This window comes from Rhizobium sp. 62_C5_N11_2, from assembly GCF_051811185.1.
Lineage (GTDB): Bacteria > Pseudomonadota > Alphaproteobacteria > Rhizobiales > Rhizobiaceae > Rhizobium > Rhizobium leguminosarum.
Genome location: NZ_JBPWPW010000002.1, coordinates 634371 through 655202, shown reverse-complemented (window position 1 = coordinate 655202; position 20832 = coordinate 634371). Strand labels below are relative to the sequence as shown.

The following is a 20832-nucleotide window of genomic DNA, read 5'->3' as shown; positions in this document are numbered from 1 at the left end:
AGATCACACCTCCCCGCGCGAGAAGTCTTCGAGAATGCCTTCGTCGGCGGCGATATCGAGAAACGAATACCGGTTGCGCATCTCGCGGCAGTGAACCACTGCCTCACGGTAAAAGTCGACCGGCACGCCGAGTTCCTGTGCCGTCGTGGGACCACCTGCTGCCTTGAGCAGCCGCGTCATTTCTTCGACCGGAATGACGAAGGCTTTCAGTTCCTCCCGCAGTACCGGCCAGATCTCGGCGATCTTTTCATTGAGCGCGCCGATTTCTTTTTCATCGAAGATCTTGGGCTGAATCTCATTGAAGCATTGTTGGGCAATATCTGCGCCCATGCGACGCGACATTCCCTGAAGATCGATCCTGGTTGCCTTCATTTTCGGCGGTGACGCGTTTTCCAGGTAGTGCCGCTGTAAGCGGCCCATGGTCAGCACGCCGACGCCAACCTGCTGGCCATGAAGCGTCCCCGGATGGCGGTCTCCCGCGAAGCAATCGATGTAGTGGGAGATCTGGTGTTCGCCCATGGAGCCATGGTTCGACATGCCGGTAAAGGAGACACCGAGACCGCACATCGTCAGAACACGGTAGAGGTAGCCGTTTGCGGAGACATCGCCGCGGTTGATCCCCTCGGCGCGCCGGTTTAGCTCCGCCTCGTCCTCATGCTGAATGATATAAGGCGCGTTATCGTAGGCCGTCCCGAAGAGGCGATGCGACAGCCACCAGTCCACCTGCGCCACAGACCGAACGAGGCAATCGGCGAAGCCGGCAGCCGATAGATAGGTGGGCGCCGCAGCGGCGACAGAAAGGTCGACAAAGAAACCCGCCGGCGCATGCGATGGCAAAGACACTTTGAGACCGTTGTCGAGGGTTATAGACGCGGTGGTCGAGGTATAGCCGTTCATCGAGGCGGCGGTGCCGAATACACAATACCGCCGTCCATCGAGGCCGGTCACGTATTTCACCAGATCGTTGATCGTGCCCGACCCCACGGCGACCACACCTTCGGCGCCTTTCAGTTTTTCGGTCAACACAGCCACATTCGCCATATCGGCATGCGGATGGTCGAGAAGAACGGTCTTGACGGGGCCGAGCGATTGGAGAGCATGGGCGATGCGTTCACCCATCGCATCCCAGGTGGCGTGATCGGCCACGACTGTGAATGTGTTGCCTAGCCCTAGTCCGGCAACCAGTTCGGCTTCCCGTCCCTCAAGGGTATCTGCGATGACGATCGATTCGTAAGGCACAGTTGCTGGTTTGCGGGTCTCCGGATCCACCCAGCGCCCGGCGACGATATCATCAATCAACGCGGTCCAGCCGCCCTGGGGAGCGCTTGCGGCGCCGCCCTGGTTCCCTGTCGTTTCCATTCCTGATGTCCAGTCTTATTGTGATGAAAACAAAAGACACCAGCTACTGACACTTGTCAATACATAAATCAAACTGCCTTGACATTTGCCATCCGGTATCATCAGATAAGGTGGAAACAAGGAAACACCGAGGAAACACATGCTGGACGCAGGCGTCACCCTGCCCACGGAGTTCGACGACGCCGTCAATTGGGCCGCATGGCTCTATTACGCCGACGAGATGACCCAGAGCGAAATCGCCAAAACGCTCAACGTCTCCCGCGCGACAGTCGTCAATTACCTTCAAGAGGCGCGCAGCCGTGGCATTGTCTCCATCCGGATCAGCACCTATGCGAGCGGACGGACAAAGATCGCCCGTGCATTGAAGGAAAAATTTGGCCTTGAAGGCGCGCTGGTCATCCCCTCGACCGGAAATGGAGACCTCGTGCGTCGGTTGGGGGACGCCGGAGCCCGTGTTCTGGCCGACCAGGTGACGACGGGAGATGTAATTGGGGTGGCTTGGGGGCGCACCGTGCTTTCGGTCGCCGATCAGATTTCACTTCCTGAACCGGTCTCCAATCTCACCGTGGTCCAGGTCTCGGGAAGTTCTACGGGCGAACCGGATTTCTCGCCCGAATTGTGCACCTCGCTTCTGTCGAGCCGTATTGGCGCGCGTTGCGTCAACCTTCTGGCACCGGCCATTCTATCGACCAAGGAACTCAGGGCGATGCTGCTCGACGAACCAGTCCTGAAAAAGCAGTTCGACCTCATACACTCGACAAACCGCATTTTGTTTGGTGTCGGCGATGTCGGCCCTAAAAGCACCGTGCGAGCGTCCGGGATCGCAAGCCAAAGGGAAATCGACACATATGTCGAACATGGTGCGGTCGCGGTTATCATCGGTCGGTTTATCGATGCGCACGGTCGCGCGGTAGGCGGCGAGCACGATGAACGAATGGTCGGAATCGCACTCGAAGAGCTTATTCAGACGCCCAATAGGATTTGCGTGGCAGGTGGGGCCGGCAAGATAGAGGCCATTACCGCAACACTCGAAGGCGGTTACGCGACGCATTTCGTCACAGACATGGCCACGGGAGAGGCCTTGTTGGGGGTTTGACAATCACAAGCAGTGGCGAAGGGCCGCTGCCTGTGGAGGTATTCAATGGACCCACCCGCATCACATCGGTTCGTACCGAGGTATCGCGGATCACTCAGCGGAGAGGAGCCGCTTTAATGCAGTCGGAGGAACGTTATGTCATAGGGATCGATTCATCGACGCAATCGGTGAAGGCCATTGCCTGGTCGAAAGACGGTCAGCCTTGTTTCGAAGGGCGTGCGCCGCACACGCTTATAACGCCTGACGCCCACCGGGCAGAACAGGATCCCGACGAATGGTGGAGCGCAGCGATCACTGCCTTGAAAGCTGTAGCCGGAGCTACCGATCCCGACCGCATAGATGGCATAGCGATTTCCAATCAGCGCGAGACAATGGCATTGCTGGACGACCAGCGACGTCCGCTGGCGCCCGCCACGGTTTGGCTCGACCGGCGTGCGCGGGACATGCCCGCCCTCCTTGCTGACGAATTGGGCGCGGATGTTCTGCACGGCATATCCGGAAAGCCGGTCGATGTTATTCCTTGCGTCTATCGCCTGCGCTGGATGCGTGCCAATCAGCCGGAGTTGCTCGATAAGGCGGCTTATATTCTGTCCGTGCATGACTACTTGACGATGCAGCTGAGCGGCACACCGCAGGCGACATGGACAAGCGCCGATCCGTTCGGAATTTTCGATATCGTCAGTAAAACCTGGTCGAAGACGATCCTCGGCCACCTCATGATCGACGAGGCCAAGCTTCCGTCGCTCAATCCGCCCGCCTCCAGAATCGGCTCCATCTCCCAGGAAGCCGCTGCGCAGACGGGCCTGAAACCAGGCACGCCAATCTTTGCTGCCGGCGGAGATGGTCATTGCGCCGCTCTTGGCGTAGGCGCGATCGAACCGGGGACAGTCTATCTTAATCTCGGAACAGCGGTCGTGGGTGGCCTCTGGTCGGCCACGCCGGAATTGAGCGGACATTGGCGCACGCTGGTATCTCCCACTGGCGACGGCTATGTTCTGGAAAGCGTACAGCGGGGCGGTGCTTTTTTCGTGAACTGGCTGCTCGATAATTTCGCTGGCGGACGCACGGATGTGGCGGTTTTTCAACGACTAGAGGCGGAAGCCATGCGCCTGCCTGTCGGCTCTGACGGGCTGACGGTGTGCCCATATCTGATGGGCTGTATGGATCCCTACTGGGATGAAAATGCGCGGGCGAGTTTTACTGGCTTCGGGCCGGATCACGGAATGGGTCATCTCTATCGCGCATCCCTTGAAGCGATCACGCTCGAATTTGCAAGGAGCTTGCAGGAGATGAGGGCCACGGGGCTCGTAGCCGAGCGAATTTTCGTGATCGGCGGCGGAGCTTCGAGTGTGCTGTGGAGAAAAATGGTTTCAGATGCTACAGGGCTTCCTGTCCATCGCAGCCTCTCCAATGAGGCATCGGCACTTGGTGCAGGCATTGCGGCAGCGGTGGGTGCCGGGTGGTACAGCAATTTCCACGAAGCGAAAAATGCCATGGCGCGGACGACCGAAGCCCTTGCGCCTGATCCTGCCGCTTACGAGGATTGGCTTACCCTCTCGGAAAGACAGGCCCAAGTTTACATCAACAATCGCGAGCAAGGGCGGACGTGAGCCCGGCTCTGTGAACGAGCATGAAGTGGCGCGAACGTTTCAGTGTGCGGTGCCTGGTTTCTCGTTTGCCCTCACAATGGCGTCCGCTTCCTTGCCGTATAGTTCCTCGAAGTGATCGAAGGTCTTGGAAAAATAACCAATGCCCTGCGTCGCCGAGCGCAGCGCCCGCGCCAGATCGTTAAGCGCGCCGCCCGGAACGAGCGCCCGGAAGATGTCCCATCCCTTGGCGGTTTCATCACGGTCGAAACCGAGAACCTGACCGTTGAGAGCGGCGACGATCTGGACAAGGCTGCCTGAATAGACCGACGGGATGTGGAACTCGCTGCGAAAGACCGGCTGCATCAAGACGGTCGACCCTTCGGAAAGCGCCTGTCGCACTCCCATTTTCGATGCAGTCCGGAAGGCGTGTTCCGAACTGTCGACGGTATGGTGCTGACCATCTAACAGCGTTACGCCGACATCGATGACTTCGAAGCCTAGCGGTCCTTTCTCCATCGCTTCGCGCGCGCCCGCTTCGACGGCGGGGATGTAATTGCGCGGAACGGCGCCGCCCTTGATGGTTTCGCCAAAGGTGAAGCCCTGGCCGCGCTCGTTGGGGTGAATGCTCAACTTCACATCCGCGAATTGCCCGGCACCGCCGGTCTGTTTGCGATGGCGGTAGTGAACCTCCGACGGTTTCGTGATCGTCTCGCGGTAGACTGGGCTGGGCGTTCGGTCGGTCACGGAGATATGAAAGACATCGGACAGCGTTCGGCAGAGATCACGCAGATGGACCGGCCCTTGGGCGCGCACGAGTTGAGCGCCCGTGCCTTCCTCCTGCAAGACTTTCAGACCGCGATCCGTCTGGGAAAGCTTCGCCAGCGTTTCGGAAAGTTTGTTTTCATCGCGCTCGCTGCCCGGAATTAGGATCCTTTCAAGCATCGGCGTGGGTGGATCCGTCCACTCGGGCGGGGCGACCACCGCGCCGGAGGTCAGTAGCGAAGGGACGGGCAGGTGGTCGGACTTGACCGTCGCGAAGACATCCCCCGGCGCAGGCAGAACCGCCGAATTGGACCGCCCGTTTGCGAGATTTTGTACGGCGCCGAGGTTGGAGCCGCCCAGTGATGCGCCTTGCCGCAGTCCCTCGCCAAGTGCGCGCACGAGCACCGTCTTGCCGACATTCTGGCGATGATAGGCATGGAAGCTCACGGCCACCAGCTTGCCTTCATCGACAGTTCCCGTATGAGCGAGACGCTGCCGAAGAACCCCTAACGGCGGCGCCTCGTGGCGCAGCGCCTTCATCAGCCTCGTCATGCCGTTGCCGTGACTTGCAGCACCGATCAGGACCGGGATAATTCTGTTTTCCCTGAGAACCCGTGATGAAATGGCATAGAGCGCGTCGCTGGGCGGCTCGCGATCCTCGATCAGTTCCTCGAGAAGCCAGTCATCAAATTCGGACAGGTGTTCCAGGAGCTCGCTGCGCGCTTCGTGCTCGCGCTCGGCGGCGCTTTCGGGGATTGCGATCAGCGCCGAAGTCTGGCCTTCCCGGTAGCGCCACGCCCGTTCCGAAATCAGATCGCAACTGCCTATGATCCTGTCTCCCTCGCGGATCGGGATCTGGCGAAGCAAAAGCGTGTGGTTGGCGTAGTCTTGAAGCGCGGCGATCACGTCCCTCAGCCGCCCTCTCGGTTCGTCCATCCGGTTGACGAAGAGGATGCACGGCGTCTCCGAGGCTTCGACTATCCGCAGATAGGGCGCGGCGAGCACAGCCTCCTCGGGTGCCGATGAAACGCACAGGATGCAGGCGTCGCTGGCAAGAAGCGCGTGCTGCGCATGCGCCAACGCTTCGTTGGGTCCTGGCGCATCCAGCGCACACCACGCCTCGTTTCCGAAGGTGAATTCCGTTAGGTTCAATCCATAGGGGGAGCTGGATTTTTTCGGCGCCCCCTCCAAGGAGCCGAGCTTTTCCACGACTGTCGATTTTCCGGTCTGCGAGGGTCCAAGCACGGTAAAGCAGCGCATCGGTCTTCCTCCAACTGCCATAAACACAATTTTCAGCCATCATAGGATGCCCTGAACCGCTGCAAGGCGCCAGAGGTGTTCAGTTTCACAACGCTTTGACTTAGACTTGCATTTGAGGCTGATCCATTGAGCTTACGGTTCGATACTAAATCCGAGAAAGTCTCGTTTGATCTTGAAGCCAACCCGACGGGCTGGCAGGACAATTGCTTCTTCCGCCTTTATCGACCCAGGCTTCGGGTGCTGATTACGGCCAAGGGCTGGAAGCCGTCGACGGCGGAGGGCGTCAGCTTCAGTTCCTCCGCAGTTGCATGAAAACTCTCCGCCCGCGCCGCTGCTTGTGCCAGGGACGTAGGAACGTCCTGCGCCGAGGCGGATGTTAACTGACCGCTAGAGCCAATATCGGTTCCTCGGGGGAAGCTTCATGCCTGCGCTCCCTCATTCTTTTGGATAGCTTTTCGCGCATCGTAAAAGCGTAATACTATCTTGGCGGGAAATCCGGAGAGGGGCATGCAATATCGCCAAAGGTCGGTGCTGTTCGCAGCACCTTGGCTGATCATCGGAGCTGCCGCAGTCGGCGCTTCGAGCGGTATAACGATTGCGGACTTCGAAAAGCCGGAACTGTTAGTCGCCGCACTGTTTGTCGGCATTATCATCGGAATGGCCGTTGAGCAGTTCCTCGCCACGATGAGCAAACAGGCGTGGCGGCAGAGAGGCAGATCACGCTGGGAGAACCGGCGCCGGAACGAGCGCATCGTACCGAGGCCCTGGCTTCAGACGCCAGTTGCGGAGCGATTGCGACCGGTCGACGCTGCGGATCAACTGCGTATCGTGATGCGCTCGAATTTCACGATTCAACCATTGCTGAACCAAAGCGAAGCCCGGGTGTTTTGGGAGCTCGACAGCGTCGTGATCGGCTGCAATTCCTCCTGGCAGGTGATGGCGCAGGTTTCATTGGGCGAGATCCTCCGAAGTGCCGATCCGGAGGCCTACAGTTGCATCAACTCCAAACGTGTCGACCTGCTCCTCGTGGACGGTAACTGCCAACCGCGGCACGTCATCGAATACCAGGGCGGAGCGCACCATCAAGGAGCCACGGCCGCGCGTGACGCGGTAAAGAAGGAGGCGCTACGACGCGCCGGGATCGGCTATTATGAAGTGGTGGCTGGTCAAACGACGCCGTCGGAACTCAGGCGATTGGTCGAGAAGCTGGTGGACAAGCCGAGTGTCACTTAAAGCGATCTCAACACGCATGACTGCACGCTCGTGCCTCTCTGAGTGGATAAGCAGATTGCCGTGCCTTAATGGAATTGAGGCGCACCCGAGATGATCTCCGACTTCGAGGCAGTTCGCGAAAATCTGTTTCCGGCGAGTCACGGAGCGATCGAGGACTGGAGCAAGTTCCCCTGGCATCGTGATCGAACCAATCAAATTCAGGCTTATAAGGCGCATTCGTCGCAAGCCATCGCAATCGATGTCTTCGGCACACTGAAGATGAGCAGAGATCGCGATCGCATTTTCGACGCCATCGCTGAGTGCGTGGGGGTGGCACGGGGTGGCCCATGGGCAGTAATACTCGAGTGGACTGATACCGATCGGCTTCTGGGAGAACCTAGGCCGACGCAAGTGGATGCACTTGCCGTCGGCTCTGCGGCCGCACTTGTCATCGAGTGCAAGTTCACCGAGCCCGCAGGACAATGTAGCCAAACGGCCGTTTCTCGCTCGGGCGAACGCCAATGCAACGGAAACTACGAAGACCAAATCAACCCAGGCAATGGCGTGCGATCGCGATGCGCTCTGACAGGCAAGAGCATCCGGTACTGGGAATACATCCCAAAGATCTTCGAGCTCGATCCAGGTGTGGACCATACGCCCTGCCCCTTTAAGGGAGACGCCTATCAGTGGATGCGCAACGCCGTGTTGGCGGCTGCGCTAGGCAAACACCGCAATCTTCAAGCGGCTGCCCTAGCAGCCTTTGCCGATCATCCAAGTTTTCCAACAGCGCGAAAAGTGAAACGAGGCCTGGTGGATCCTAGCCTCGCCGGCCAAGGGGCGATAACGCCTGTCTCATACCAGCAGATCATTGCGATCGCCTGCCAAGTCGGCCGTGACCGAGCGCTCTGGAACGAGCTTAATGCATGGATAGATCATAAGATCGCACGGGCAGCGTCGCGAAAATTGGACTTCCAAGAGGTTCGAAATGGATGCTGATATCTGGAATGGAGCCTTCTATGACGATGGCGAGTGGGTTTCCTGGTCCGACGTGGAAGAACAACTCCAATATCAAGAGTGGCGTGCCAAGTATCCCAAAGCGATTAGACCTCTGATCCCATATTTTCAGGACCTCTTGGCACTGGCCGAAAGCTACCACCGTGAGACAGGTCGTCATCTTGATGTGTACGGCGTCATTGGTGAACTGTTCGGAGCAATCACCTACGGAATAAAGCTGAATAAGAACTACGCGCAGGGTGCCGACGGGCGGCTGGGCAACGACCACGTGGAGATCAAAACCATCACGCCGTTCAAGTCCAAGGACGAGGTTTCCGTCAAGGTGTCGAGTAATTTCAGCAAGCTGCTCGTCGTGAAAATCAACGGCGACTTTGAAGTGTCGTCGCGGATGGTTGACCGCTCGAAGCTTCCGAAAACGACCAAACCTCTCCTGAGGATAAGGTGGAGCGATCTGCCCAAAGGCCAATGACGACTTCATGCGTGATCGCGCCAAGTGGCGGCCTACCCCTCAGGCCCTCGAGCGCCCTCTCCTCTCGTGCGGCAAACTTTGGTTGCACGACGTAGCAGCCAAAAATCATTAATTCAGAATTTTAGATGCACGCGTATAGTCCGCTTGGCATCACAGCATCCGTGCCTTGAGGGGTCGAGGGCAATGAACTGGAACACATCGTCGACATTCACGGCCGCTTTGGGCGCCGCTTGCGGTGATTGCGGCATTGGCCAGTGGCGGCAGGGCGCGGCGTTAGCACATCGAGATCCGACAATCTCTGAAGTCCAAATTCAATATCATCCGACCGCAAAGAGGCAGGCTCCGAAAGGTGCTGGGGCTTATCAGGTGTTTGGCCGCTCGCGATGAGCAGCGTGACAAGTGTACTATCCCAGTCTGCACAACCGGCGAAAATCCTCAGAAAACTCGACGCTTCGGGCTCCATCCCTCGGACCATGAATAGGAACGCAACTTGACCGGCCATTTGCTGCGCGCCGGCCTTGCCCTCCTCGGGCGATGTCGAGGAGCGCTATGTTGAAAAACAGCAGGGGCACACTTCGGCTGAGTTGACGCGCAAACGTCAGCGGCGGCGCGGCCGCTTCCGCAGCAACCTCACCAAGCGTCTGGGCTTTAAGGGCCCTCCCCAAGCGGTCAAAATTGCCGGCTGGGTGTTCAGCTTAGCGCTTCAATTGAAATCAGGGAGTAAAAGCTACAGGGCTGTAGGGACCTTATCGGGCCAGCATACGTGCGAGCATATTTCTGATGTAGTCCTGCGCGCTGTAGAAAATTGCCGCGGCAATGATTTTGCGGCTATCTTCTACCGGTAGAAACCAAATAGCTGCCTTGTCCCGCTGAAGAAACCGGATCCCGGGATGAATATCGGGCCGCAGAGTCCCGATATAAGGCGTATCGGCGAGACGATCGATTTTGACACGCAGTTTGTGGATCCGTTCAGCGGTACGCTCCACCGCCTCGTCAGGCGAGTCCCCGAGTTCGACATAGGCGCCGAACAGATGATCGAAGATCAACTCGAAATCGCGTTCGGCATCCTCAGAATATTCAAGAGTCCACACGAACCCGTCGCTTCCGCTCAATCATTGCCGAGACGCGGCTTTCCATTTCCGTCGCAGTAATCATAGGTCCATTCAATCGCCGCTGAACCAATTCGCGAAGCGCTGCCGTTTCGACGGTCTCGGTTTCCGTCTTTTGGCGAAGCAGTTCTAGGCCCTGCTGAAGAACGGAGCTCAGGCTGGCATACCGGCCGCTCTCCACCAACGAACGGGCAAACGCATCCTGCTGGTCGGTCAGCGAGATCGACGATTTGACACTCATAGGTTTAACTCCTTTGAACCTAATTTGCTACTCAGTAGCACATTTGTCAGTATGACGAGATGTCCGTCAGGGCGGCAAAGGATGGCCGCGCAATGTCAATCCAGGATCAACGCTGGATCAATAGCTTTTTGCTGGTTCGCGGTCCGCGTCACGATGTGCGCCGCCCAGCGCCCCGCCGGGGCCGAGTGTCCCAAGCGATTCATGAATATCCGGTTCTCGGACTCTCAGCACTAGCTGTGATCGTGGAAAGGTCCTCGGACATATGCTCGACAGCTACCCGATCACCATGTTTCTACCCGAGGCTTTAGCCTGATAAAGGTTTTCGTCCGCGGCTTTCAAACAAGAGTGTGGATGAAACCCCGGCGGGCAATGAAACACACCGATACTCGCCGAGATTAGCACTTTCGAACCCGAAGGAGATCGCAGATCAATACGCGCGACCTCGTCCCGGATTTCCTCGCTACGTATAAGCATCTCGGCAGGAGTCAAATTGCGTTGAAACAGACCGAACTCTTCGCCCCCGAGGCGTCCTGCGAACCCTGACTGCCCTTGGTAGCGGGCGAGGATAAGACCGGTGCAGTGGAGTGCTTCATCGCCCGTTGCATGACCATATCGGTCGTTGATCGACTTGAAATAGTCGAGGTCCAGAAACAGCAAGGCGCCGGATACACCGTGTTGACTGGTCGCGTCTAGCTCTTCAAGGAAGGCGCTGCGAGTGAGGGTGCCCGTCAGGCCATCCGTGCGAGATTGGACGCGAAGGGCGTCATAAGCGTCCGCGAGCTTGTTCAAAGCCTCTTTTGTCGCAGCTTCAGCGCGTCGGACTTTTTCCGACTGAGTAAAATGCAGCGCCGAAGCCGGGATCGATATCGCCAGCGGGCAAAAAATCGTCATGAATAGGCCAGCGCCTGCCACTTGTCCGCCCAACAGTGGAACAATGATGAACGAAAGTGCCAGCGAGGCGAACACTGAAAGCAGTCCAGTTAAAATAGACTTTTCGACAATACGACGCATCAATACCACCGTGACGAAGTGAAACTGCTATGAGCTCATCAATTTAAAATGGGTTGAAACACATCGATAAAACTTGATTCATGCGTCTCTCTCACCGACGATTTGCCTCGAATGGCCACCCCCCTCATCTGGCCGCCAGATCGTCGCAGCTATCCTTGTTCTGTTTTTAACTATGCGAGAAAGCGCGGCTGCGCGGTCGGTCATCGTGGCCGTCTTGAATGGTCGTGGAACATCGAGAGGTTTATCCCATGATTGCCGCCCGGCGGATTTGCGCGTCTAAGCCTGCCGGCAGAAGACGGGAAGGCTCGCCGGACGGCCTGTCGTCAGGCAACTTTCCTCGCCATCCCGACCGAGCGCGGCGCGGTTTCAGCGAAACCGAACTGTCGGTACAGGCGGTTCGCCGGGACGTCGGCGATCAGACTGACATAGGCCGTCTTTGGCAACTGGTTCTCGATATGGTTCGTCAGCGCAGCCATGATCATCTTGCCAAGCCCCCTGCCCTGGTGTTCGGGCATGATCGCGACGTCGGTGACTTGAAAGAAGCAGCCTCCGTCGCCGATGATGCGACCCATGCCAATTACCGCGTCGCCGCTCATCAGGCAGACACCAAAGATCGAGTTGGGCAGCCCCCTTTCGGCCGCCTCTTTCGAAAAGGGGCTGAGGCCCGACAGGTATCGCAGGCGCAGGTAATCGTCGATGCCCGGGACGCGGGGCTCGATGCGGTAATCGTCATGCTGGGTCATGTGATGCCTTTCAATGTACGTCTCCTAAAAAATCTCTCTCGCCACCGTTATCGCGGTGCTGGCGATTGATGGGCCAAGTTATCGCGCTATGAACTGGCCCTAAAAAGATAACAGAACGTCTCTCCAGGCCATGTTTCCTCCGAACCACTCTCTGATCATCCGCAAACGGCTGCGATCACTTCGCCAATAACCGCGGCCGACAATCGCGCTTAAAATGGAACTCGCGGCAAGCCAAAGGTCCCGAAGACCGTGGCGATGGAAGTTTCATCCAGAGCTCTGTCCCTAAGCGGGAAAAAATCCGTGCGCTTAACCATGTTGATTAGCCTTTGATTCATCCTCCCAGAGCAGTTTGCGGCCGGGATGGCTGGGAACCAACCTCAAAGGATCAAAAGCTATGACCTATGCACTCGTGCTTTTCTCGGCGGTAACGGCGATCGTGGTGTCCATTTCGGCGATTGGCACTGCACCGGCGCCGAATAGCAAGTGGCCGGAAATCCATTCGGAAAAGACCTCCAGACTGGCGCCGGCGCACCGGCCCTGAGCCGCCATATTGGATGAATAGCGGATTCGCGAAGCGGCGTCGGTTGCACCGCTTGCATTGGACAAAGCCACCTCAACAGACGCTACTAAGGCGGATTACGCCTGCGGCCGCGGCTGCGATACCGGTCAGGCCCTCATCAACGCTAATTTCCACGTCGATATCGGGATACTGCGCCAAAAACAACGTGGACTTCCTGGAGAGCGCACGACGGAAGCGTGGTGGTACCCTCAATAACGCCACGGTGCCGTGCGTTCGATCCATTCGCGTGTCCGCGCTTCGGGATCGGCGTTCAACGTGATGTCGGTGACCACGGCCACGGTGTCAGCGCTCGCGTCGAATACGCCCTGTAGCCTGTCGACATTCAACCCTCCGATCACTACCAGCGGCAAGGGTGCTACACGCTTCTTCCAATCCGTGATCCGTTCCAGACCTTGGGGCGCCCATTTCATCTGCTTGAGAATGGTGGGATAGATCGGGCCGAGTGCCACATAGTCAGGTTTCGCAGCCAAAGCCGTGTCGAGCTCCGCCTCGTCGTGTGTGGAAAGACCGAGTTTCAGGCCGGCTCTGTGAATAGCATCGAGGTCAGCTTCCACCAGATCCTCCTGGCCCAGATGGATGAAATTGCATCCCTCGTCGATCGCCAGTTTCCAGTAGTCGTTGACAACCAGCTGGCAATTCGCCGCTGCGCAAACGGCCGTCGAACGGCGGATTTCCTGGCGCAGGATCTCGTCCGGGCGATCCTTCACGCGCAGTTGCACCAGTTTGACGCCCAGCGGCACGAGACGTTCGATCCATTCGGAACTGTCGACGATGAGATAGAAAGGATCGAGTCTCATGCGAAAACGCCCTTTCCGATAACCGGGGTGGACGGTACCGCCATGTCGCGCGGCTCCAGCATGCCGGAAAGATAAGCGAGCCGTCCGGCCTCGATCGCCTTGCCAAACGCCTCGGCCATGGCAGGCGGATCGCCCGCGACGGCGACCGCCGTATTGAGCAGCACCGCGTCGTAACCGAATTCCATCACCGTTGTCGCATGCGACGGTCTCCCGATACCCGCATCCACGATCAGCGGGATGTCCGGAAAGGCGCTCCGCATGGCGGTGAGCGCGGACGGGTTGCGCGGACCTGCCGCAGAACCGATCGGCGAGCACCAGGGCATCAAGACCTGGCATCCGACGGAGACCAGCTTTTCACCGACCACCAGATCGTCCGTCGTATAGGGAAATACGCAAAACCCTTCCGCGCAAAGAATGCGTGCGGCTTCGACCAGTTCGAACACATCCGGCTGGAGACTGTCGTGATGACCGATCACCTCGAGCTTGATCCAGTCGGTACCAAATATTTCGCGTGCCATCTTGGCGGTCAGAATCGCCTCCGATGCGCTGTGACATCCCGCGGTGTTGGGCAGGACGTGCACCGCGAGCTGGCGGATGAGTTCGAAGAAGGCTCCACCCATCTTTCCGCCGGCCGTTTCGCGGCGAAGCGAGACCGTGACGATCTCGGCACCGGACCGGTTTACCGCCTCGGCAAGGACGGCCGGTGACGGATAACGCGCCGTACCGAGCAGAAGCCGCGAAGACAACTCAGCATCATAAAGAGAAAGCATGGATCAACCTCCCTGCATCGGGGACAGGATTTCGATACGATCACCGTCGTCGAGTCGGTGGCCGGCTCGGTCCTCGCGATGCACGAGATCTCCGTTGACGGCGGTTGCCAACCAGTCGCCCTCGTATTCGAGAACATGAAGAAGTTCGGCCAGGGTTACGGCCTCGCAGACCTGGGTTTCGCCATTGATGATCAGTTTCACGGGGTTAGCCCTTCAGACGTGAATGTCGCGAGAGGAGAATATCGGCGGCCCGCACAGCCATGGCGGGTGCCAACAGGAAGCCATGCCGATGCATGCCGGCGATGGCGAGCCCCTCCTCCGTTTCGATTACTTGCGGAATGTTGTTGGCAAACGCCGGACGTATGCCAGTCCCGGTCTCGATAACGCGTGCCTCGCCAAACGCCGGATGCAGCGTGTAGGCCGTGTTCAGGAATTCCATGAGCGAACGCGCGGTAATCGGTCCGTCATCTTCGGCCTCGATCATCGTCGCCCCGACCATGAAACGGTGATCGTCGCGGGGCACGATATAGATCGGATGGCGTGGATGCAGCATCCTGATCGGCCTGGAAAGCGTCACATCCGCAGTTTCCAGATAGAGCATTTCGCCTCGCACGCCGCGCAGGCCGGAAAATCGCGGTATCGCCGCTGGCCCGGTGCAGTCGAGCACGCCGACAAATCGCCGGTCTTGCGGCTCTTGTCCGCCGAAATGGAAGAACACGCCGCGCTCGCGGAGTCTGTCGGCTAGCCCGGCCAGTGCGCGCCGTGGATCGAGATGCGCTTCCTGCTCGAAGAAAAGAGCCTTTTCGAAGCGGCCGGCAAGGGCAGGTTCCAGGTCGGTTACGCCCTTGCGATCAATCCAGACATGACCGGTCGTGCGCGTGGCAAACCGGGCGAGATCCGGAAGGTCGCGTGGCTGCGCCACGACAAGAGTACCGCGGCGGCGAACTTCGCCGGGCACGGCCTCCTCCCACCACCCGGCCGCGCCCAGGCCCAATGTCAGGACAACCTCTTCGGCCGCCTCCCGTTCGCAATAGGGTGCCAGCATTCCTCCAGCAAAATGCGAGGCGCCAAGCCCCTCCGCGCCGGCCTTCTCGATCACCTCAACCGAAAAGCCCCGCTTGACGAGTTCATGGGCCGCCGCCAGGCCGGCAACGCCGGCCCCCTTGACGAGAAACGCAGACACTATGCGTTACCCGGAAGGTTTTCGACCGGCATGTAAAGATCGCCGCCATCGCGATATTTGGCGGCCATGGCTTCCAACCCCTCCCTCTGCGCTTCGGCGCGGATATCGTGCGAAATCCGCATGGAGCAGAATTTCGGGCCGCACATGGAGCAGAAATGCGCCACCTTATGCGCCTCCTTCGGCAGCGTTTCGTCGTGGAAGGAACGGGCGGTTTCCGGATCGAGAGAGAGGTTGAACTGGTCCTCCCATCGGAACTCGAAACGGGCGCGCGACAGCGCATCGTCGCGCACCTGCGCCGCCGGATGGCCCTTGGCGAGATCGGCGGCATGCGCCGCGATCTTATAGGTGATGACGCCCACCTTGACGTCGTTGCGGTCCGGCAGGCCGAGATGTTCCTTGGGCGTCACGTAGCAGAGCATGGCGGTACCGAACCAGCCGATCATCGCAGCCCCGATGCCGGACGTGATGTGGTCGTAGCCCGGCGCGATATCGGTGGTTAACGGTCCGAGCGTATAAAAGGGCGCCTCGCCGCAGACCGCAAGCTGCTTGTCCATGTTTTCCTTGATCTTGTGCATCGGCACATGGCCGGGACCTTCGATCATCACCTGGCAATCCTTCGCCCAGGCGATTTTCGTTAACTCGCCGAGCGTTTCCAGTTCCGCGAACTGCGCCGCATCATTGGCATCAGCGATCGATCCCGGGCGCAGGCCATCACCGAGCGAGAAGGAAACGTCGTAAGCGCGGCAGATGTCGCAGATCTCCTCGAAATGCTCGTAGAGAAAACTCTCCCTGTGGTGGTGCAGACACCACTTGGCCATGATCGAGCCGCCGCGGGAAACGATGCCGGTGACGCGATTGACGGTCAGCGGGATATAGGCGAGCCGCACGCCGGCATGGATGGTGAAATAGTCGACGCCCTGCTCGGCCTGTTCGATCAGCGTATCGCGATAGACCTCCCAGGTGAGGTCCTCGGCAATGCCGTTCACCTTTTCGAGTGCCTGGTAGAGTGGCACTGTACCGATCGGCACCGGCGAATTGCGGATGATCCATTCGCGGATATTGTGGATGTTTCGGCCTGTCGACAGGTCCATGACCGTATCGGCGCCCCAGCGGATGGCCCAGACCATCTTTTCGACTTCCTCCTCCATCGACGAGGTGACAGCCGAATTGCCGATATTGGCATTGATCTTTACCAGAAAATTGCGACCGATGATCATCGGCTCCAGTTCCGGGTGGTTGATATTGGCGGGAATGATTGCCCGACCGGCAGCGATTTCCTGGCGGACGAATTCGGGCGTGACATAGTCAGGGATATGGGCCCCAAAACTTTCGCCGTCGCGGATGAGAGCATCCTTGGCCGCCTCTCGGCCGAGGTTTTCGCGAATGGCGATGAATTCCATCTCCGGCGTTACGATGCCGGCCCGCGCATAGGCGAGCTGGGTAACGGCCCTCCCCGCCTTCGCCTTGAAAGGCTGGTTGCGAACGGGGAATTCCGGCGTCAGCCGGTCGCCGGAAACAAAGCCGTTATCCTCCGGCCTGACGATGCGGCCGGCATAGGATTCCACATCGCCGCGAGCAAGAACCCAGCTTTCGCGCATGCGTGGCAAGCCTGCATCGATGCGGATTGCAGCGCCTTCTGCTGTGTAGGGACCGGAAGAATCGTAGACAGTGACCGGCGGTTCGCCAGAGGTCGGATGCAATGCGATCTGACGCATCGGTACGCGGATATCCGGATGAATGGTGCCTGCTTTCAGGACTTTCGCGGAGGCGGGAAGCGGACCTGTGGTGACGACCGGAGTGAGTTTGGTGGCTGCAATATTCATGGTTCGAGGCTCCAAGTTTTGACGTTTGGAGACCCAGTTCCAGTGTTGGAATGATGAAAAAACGCCGTGGATTCCGAAGGACGGATACCCGCCCTCGCTGCCGCAGCGCCCGCACCGTCCCTACGCCAGTATGAACTGGATCAGGTTCAACGGGTCACTGCGCCTCGGGCGGCCAAAGCCGATCCGACCAGCAGTATCTCAGCCCCTTGGCGGGACCCCCCTGGTGAATAGGGCTAAGCTATTGTGAGAAATGCCGCTCCGTCAAGCCCTTAGGGCACCATTCAGAACCCATATCCCGACCGCTTGAGTTCTGTTCATCGCGCCGCTGGGCTGACTGGCTTCATGGAGTTTAGCGAATGTGGCATGCTCAGCGCCGGCCCAATTCCCCGCCAGAACCTCCAGGAACGCAAAGCAGTCGCCAACGGCTCGGTGCCCATCCGCTGTCACCCGACCACCCCTAGCGGCACCACTTTCGCCGGCGACAATAGAATGCCCTCGAAAAGCCAACTTGCGCATGGCGTCCCTCGCCAAAGCTGCGCAAACCAGACTGTTTTTCATGCCCATCCTGTCAATGATCGGGAAAGGGGCAATAAGATCAATAATTAGACGGTATGATCAGTTTTTAATCAAAAATCAAAAAGCTCATCATTTTGGCAGAATCTGCGGTTTATTTGGCCGAATATGAAACATCAGGTCTCTTGCCTCGTGACGGTATTGCAAGTGTAATTCTCCTCGTCTGATCGGCGCTTCCGGCGTAATCAGACCAGCAAACAGCAGCGGAGCCGCCTTTTCAGCCCGGTCATTTGGCCGAGACGGCGGAGGCGTGCTCGGACGGCAAGGGGATGAGGCATGGCAAAGCTTGCGACGACAATTCTGACCGGGTTTCTCGGGACCGGCAAGACCACGCTTCTCAATCACCTGCTCACCTCAATCGAAAACGAGAGCGTAGCGGTGATCGTCAACGAATATGGGGAGGTCGGCATCGATGGAAAGCTCGTGGTGCCGACGGCGGACGAGGTCATCGAGCTGAACAATGGCTGCATCTGCTGCACTGTCAGGGGCGATCTCATCGCCGCGATCGGCGAACTGCTGCGCTCCGGACGGCCAATCGACCGCATCATCATCGAGACTTCGGGTCTTGCCGATCCGGCGCCGGTTATCCAGTCCTTCCTGCTCGACGAAACGCTCGCCAGGCGGCTGCAGCTTGATGCGATCGTGACCGTCGTCGATGCCCGCCATATGAAGCAACAGCTCTCTCAGGACGAGGCGAGGGAGCAGATCAGCTTTGCCGACGTGCTGCTGCTCAACAAGATCGACCTGGAGAGCGCCGAGGACCTTGCCGCCACCGAGCAGCAATTGCGCGGGATCAATCCGCTTGCCCGGATCATCCGGACGAGGGATTGCAAGGTCGAGCTCTCCGCGGTGCTCGACGTCGGCGCCTTCGACCTCAAGAACATCCTGTCTATCGACCCCGATATTCTCAAGGACCATGAACACGAGCACGACCAGAGCATCGGTTGCGTGGCGATCCAGGACTTCGGCCCGCTCGATCCAGCGGCGCTGAACGTCTGGCTCAATCGCCTGGCTCAGGAGATCGGCACGGACCTCTTCCGCATGAAGGGCGTGCTGAATCTCCACGGCGAGCAGCGCCGCTATGTCTTTCACGGCGTGCACATGACGCTTGAAGGACGCCCCGGAAAGGCCTGGGGGCCATCGGAAAAGCGGCTCAACGAAATCGTCTTCATCGGCAGGAACCTCGACGACGCGATGCTTCGAGACGGCTTCATGAGCTGCCTCAGCCAGCAGCGCGCGCTGGCATCCTGATGCGCATCCGCCCAACCCCTCAACAAGGAGACAGACCCATGCCCCCGCTCGTTGCCGCAATGATCAGCCTCGGTGTGCTCGGCGCCATCGACACCTATATCACCGCGACGATATTTCCCGTTCCCGTGTGGGTCACCTTCATCGCCTGGGCGTCGTTCTTCGCCTGCGGCGGCGGAAACCAGGGTCTGGTCAAATCGATCGTTTCCAACTGGACCGGCATCGGCATCGCCTCGATCACGCTGCTGATCATCCAGTATGGCCCGGCCCACCCGATCTTTGCGGCGATCCTGGTCGGCGCCGGCACCTCAGCAATGATCCTGGCCTCGGCCATCCCGATCTTGAACTTTCCGCCGGCGATCGTCTTCGGCTTCGCTTCTCTCGTCGGCACCAGCGCGGCGACGGACACGACGATCGTCACCTCAGGTCTCAATCATCCGACCCTCGTCGCCATGGCCGCCATGCTGCTCGGCGGCGTCTTCGGCCTGCTCTCGGAAATCGGAACCCAGCTTCTGGCGGGCAAGAAATCCGCGACCGCCTGAGCGTCATCGTCATCATTCACCATAAAGGAACGATCCCATGAAACTTCAGCATTATCTTGGCGGCCTTGAGGGGCTGGGGCCCGTGAGCACCGAAACGCGCGTTTTCGTCGATGTCTGGGAAACCAGGATCTTCGGCATCCATACGGCGATGATGGCGCTGTCGCCGCAGCTTCCGCTTCCCGAGACGCCATCGACGTTCAAGACCATCTGGACCTGGGCGGACCTCAGGAAAGGGGCGGAGTCCCTCAATCCCTTCGATTATTTCAGGTTTCGCTATTACGAGAAGTGGCTCGGCGGAATATCGGGATACTTCATCGACAACGGCTATATCACGGCAGAAGAGCTCGATGCGCTGACGGAGGAATATTACAACGAGCCGTCGAAGCCGCTGCACGAGGCCGGCGATGAGGCGATCGACCGGCGCGTCGTGCAATATCTAGTCGAAGGCGACAGCCCCAAGCGCGACGTCGGCGTGAACTTCGAATTCAAAGTCGGCGATACGGTGGCGATCCGCGATGTGCCGACCGTCGAGCATACGAGGCTGCCCGGTTTCCTCCGCAACAAGTTCGGAACGATCGAGACCGTCTATGACGGGGCTTACACCTATCTCTGCGACACCGGCCCCGACGGCGTCGGCGCGGCGATGCCGGTCTACTGCGTTCGCTTCGAACCGAGTGACCTCTGGCCCGATAATGCCGAGAAGAATTTCAGCCTCTATGCCGATCTCTACGCCCACTATGTCGAGGCACCGGAAGCCGGCGAAGCCTCCAAGGCCGCCTGAGACGCACACCAGTCGCCGCCATTCCAGTCAAGGAGCCACAACAATGATGGACCGTTTTCACTATCGCCAGGACCGGGAAGCCTACAGCACCGCCCGCGTCAAAGCCCTGGAAGCCCTGCTGATCAAAAAGGGCGTGATCACCGACAAAACCGTCGATACAGTCCTCGATTTCTTCGAGACAAAGATGGGGCCGTTCAACGGCGCCAAGATCGTCGCGCGCGCCTGGGTCGACCCGGCGTTCAAGGACAGGCTCGTCGCCGACACGCCGAAGGCCATCGCCGAACTTCAGTTGCCCGAGGGCATGGCGGGTGCCGAGGGCGAACACATGCGCGCGGTGGCCAACGCCCCCCATGTCCATAACCTCATCATCTGCACGCTTTGCTCCTGCTATCCGTGGCCGGTGCTCGGCCTGCCGCCCTACTGGTACAAGGACCCGACCTTCCGCAGCCGTGCCGCCCGCGAGCCGCGCGCCGTGCTGACGGAGTTCGGGCTGGCGGTTCCCGATGCGGTCGAGATCAAGGTCTGGGATTCCAGCGCCCAGATCCGCTGGTTCGTCGTGCCGGAACGCCCGGCCGGCACGGACGGGCTTTCCGAAGCGGAACTCGAGGCCCTGGTCACGCCCGAAGCGATGATGGGTGTCGCCGTCGCCAGGGCAGCGTGAGGAGGGGAC

General features: G+C 59.1%; 21 protein-coding genes, 1 pseudogene and 1 riboswitch. Of the genes and pseudogenes, 11 read left to right on the top strand and 11 right to left on the bottom strand.

All coding sequences use genetic code 11. The features are described from left to right. Positions 1-3: 3 nt before the first annotated feature. Complete coding sequence (locus AB8B31_RS26695) at positions 4-1359, bottom strand: sn-glycerol-1-phosphate dehydrogenase (protein ID WP_131705721.1); 1356 nt, start codon at positions 1357-1359, stop codon at positions 4-6. Between the two features lie 139 nt (positions 1360-1498). Here AB8B31_RS26695 and AB8B31_RS26690 point away from each other — a divergent pair, with 139 nt between their 5' ends. Next, entirely contained in the window at positions 1499-2455 is a 957-nt protein-coding gene (locus AB8B31_RS26690; protein WP_018444532.1) for a sugar-binding transcriptional regulator, read from the top strand. 116 nt (positions 2456-2571) lie between these two features. Continuing rightward, complete coding sequence (locus tag AB8B31_RS26685) at positions 2572-4065, top strand: xylulokinase (RefSeq protein ID WP_018517449.1); 1494 nt, start codon at positions 2572-2574, stop codon at positions 4063-4065. 39 nt (positions 4066-4104) lie between these two features. Here the strand turns inward: AB8B31_RS26685 and AB8B31_RS26680 are convergent, their stop codons facing one another. Beyond that, on the bottom strand, positions 4105-6066 hold the full coding sequence (locus AB8B31_RS26680) for an elongation factor G (protein WP_018517448.1): 1962 nt from the start codon (positions 6064-6066) through the stop codon (positions 4105-4107). Positions 6067-6573: 507 nt separating this feature from the next. Between AB8B31_RS26680 and AB8B31_RS26675 the strand changes: the two genes are divergently transcribed. From AB8B31_RS26675 to AB8B31_RS26660, 4 genes and pseudogenes are all read left to right on the top strand, one after another. Continuing rightward, positions 6574-7299, top strand: coding sequence for a DUF2726 domain-containing protein (locus tag AB8B31_RS26675; protein ID WP_018517447.1), 726 nt, complete (start codon positions 6574-6576; stop codon positions 7297-7299). A gap of 90 nt (positions 7300-7389) precedes the next feature. Further along, a complete protein-coding gene (locus AB8B31_RS26670; protein WP_018517446.1) occupies positions 7390-8274 on the top strand; it encodes a PGN_0703 family putative restriction endonuclease in 885 nt (294 codons plus the stop codon). Further along, the gene (locus tag AB8B31_RS26665; RefSeq protein ID WP_018517445.1) at positions 8264-8761 is read left to right on the top strand and encodes a hypothetical protein; all 498 of its coding nucleotides are present in this window, start codon (positions 8264-8266) and stop codon (positions 8759-8761) included. Before AB8B31_RS26670 ends, AB8B31_RS26665 begins: the two co-directional genes overlap by 11 nt. A gap of 493 nt (positions 8762-9254) precedes the next feature. Then, a pseudogene (locus AB8B31_RS26660) lies at positions 9255-9408 on the top strand (integrase); the annotation flags it as partial. Between the two features lie 99 nt (positions 9409-9507). Here AB8B31_RS26660 and AB8B31_RS26655 read toward each other — a convergent pair. The 4 genes from AB8B31_RS26655 to AB8B31_RS26640 all read right to left on the bottom strand — a co-directional run bounded on the left by AB8B31_RS26655 (position 9508) and on the right by AB8B31_RS26640 (position 11865). Further along, positions 9508-9852, bottom strand: coding sequence for a type II toxin-antitoxin system RelE/ParE family toxin (locus AB8B31_RS26655; protein WP_018245341.1), 345 nt, complete (start codon positions 9850-9852; stop codon positions 9508-9510). Then, entirely contained in the window at positions 9839-10111 is a 273-nt protein-coding gene (locus AB8B31_RS26650; RefSeq protein WP_018245342.1) for a type II toxin-antitoxin system ParD family antitoxin, read from the bottom strand. The genes AB8B31_RS26655 and AB8B31_RS26650 overlap by 14 nt, the downstream gene beginning before the upstream one ends. Positions 10112-10384: 273 nt before the next feature. Continuing rightward, complete coding sequence (locus AB8B31_RS26645; RefSeq protein ID WP_439007575.1) at positions 10385-11122, bottom strand: GGDEF domain-containing protein; 738 nt, start codon at positions 11120-11122, stop codon at positions 10385-10387. A gap of 323 nt (positions 11123-11445) precedes the next feature. Then, entirely contained in the window at positions 11446-11865 is a 420-nt protein-coding gene (locus tag AB8B31_RS26640; protein ID WP_018245344.1) for a GNAT family N-acetyltransferase, read from the bottom strand. A 394-nt stretch (positions 11866-12259) separates the two neighbouring features. On the opposite strand from AB8B31_RS26640, the gene AB8B31_RS26635 reads away from it, so the two are divergent. Then, positions 12260-12406 carry a hypothetical protein gene (locus tag AB8B31_RS26635; protein WP_155256962.1) on the top strand — a complete coding sequence of 49 codons (147 nt, stop codon included), beginning with the start codon at positions 12260-12262 and terminating at the stop codon, positions 12404-12406. A gap of 227 nt (positions 12407-12633) precedes the next feature. On the opposite strand, the gene AB8B31_RS26630 is transcribed toward AB8B31_RS26635, so the two are convergent. Genes AB8B31_RS26630 through thiC form a run of 5 tightly spaced genes read right to left on the bottom strand, consistent with a single transcriptional unit; the run spans position 12634 to position 17018 of the window. Then, positions 12634-13242, bottom strand: a complete 609-nt coding sequence (locus AB8B31_RS26630) for a thiamine phosphate synthase (RefSeq protein ID WP_168339282.1) — start codon at positions 13240-13242, stop codon at positions 12634-12636. Continuing rightward, complete coding sequence (locus tag AB8B31_RS26625) at positions 13239-14012, bottom strand: thiazole synthase (RefSeq protein ID WP_168339281.1); 774 nt, start codon at positions 14010-14012, stop codon at positions 13239-13241. Before AB8B31_RS26625 ends, AB8B31_RS26630 begins: the two co-directional genes overlap by 4 nt. 3 nt (positions 14013-14015) lie before the next feature. Then, positions 14016-14213: a sulfur carrier protein ThiS gene (thiS, locus tag AB8B31_RS26620; RefSeq protein ID WP_105008713.1), complete on the bottom strand. Its 198-nt coding sequence runs from the start codon at positions 14211-14213 to the stop codon at positions 14016-14018. 4 nt (positions 14214-14217) lie between these two features. After that, positions 14218-15195 carry a glycine oxidase ThiO gene (gene thiO, locus AB8B31_RS26615; RefSeq protein ID WP_168339280.1) on the bottom strand — a complete coding sequence of 326 codons (978 nt, stop codon included), beginning with the start codon at positions 15193-15195 and terminating at the stop codon, positions 14218-14220. Next, positions 15195-17018 (bottom strand): phosphomethylpyrimidine synthase ThiC, encoded by a 1824-nt coding sequence (gene thiC / locus AB8B31_RS26610; protein ID WP_439007574.1) that lies wholly within the window; start codon positions 17016-17018, stop codon positions 15195-15197. Before thiC ends, thiO begins: the two co-directional genes overlap by 1 nt. 99 nt (positions 17019-17117) lie before the next feature. Further along, a riboswitch (TPP riboswitch) is annotated at positions 17118-17250 on the bottom strand. A 617-nt stretch (positions 17251-17867) separates the two neighbouring features. On the opposite strand from thiC, the gene AB8B31_RS26605 reads away from it, so the two are divergent. From AB8B31_RS26605 to nthA, 4 genes are read left to right on the top strand one after another with little or no spacing between them, the layout of a single operon-like run. Beyond that, positions 17868-18842 carry a CobW family GTP-binding protein gene (locus tag AB8B31_RS26605; protein ID WP_018245353.1) on the top strand — a complete coding sequence of 325 codons (975 nt, stop codon included), beginning with the start codon at positions 17868-17870 and terminating at the stop codon, positions 18840-18842. A gap of 38 nt (positions 18843-18880) precedes the next feature. Next, positions 18881-19381, top strand: coding sequence for a DUF1097 domain-containing protein (locus tag AB8B31_RS26600; protein ID WP_018245354.1), 501 nt, complete (start codon positions 18881-18883; stop codon positions 19379-19381). Between the two features lie 37 nt (positions 19382-19418). After that, a complete protein-coding gene (nthB, locus tag AB8B31_RS26595) occupies positions 19419-20162 on the top strand; it encodes a nitrile hydratase subunit beta (RefSeq protein ID WP_131591459.1) in 744 nt (247 codons plus the stop codon). Positions 20163-20205: 43 nt separating this feature from the next. Further along, positions 20206-20823 (top strand): nitrile hydratase subunit alpha, encoded by a 618-nt coding sequence (gene nthA, locus AB8B31_RS26590; protein WP_131591460.1) that lies wholly within the window; start codon positions 20206-20208, stop codon positions 20821-20823. Positions 20824-20832: the final 9 nt, after the last annotated feature.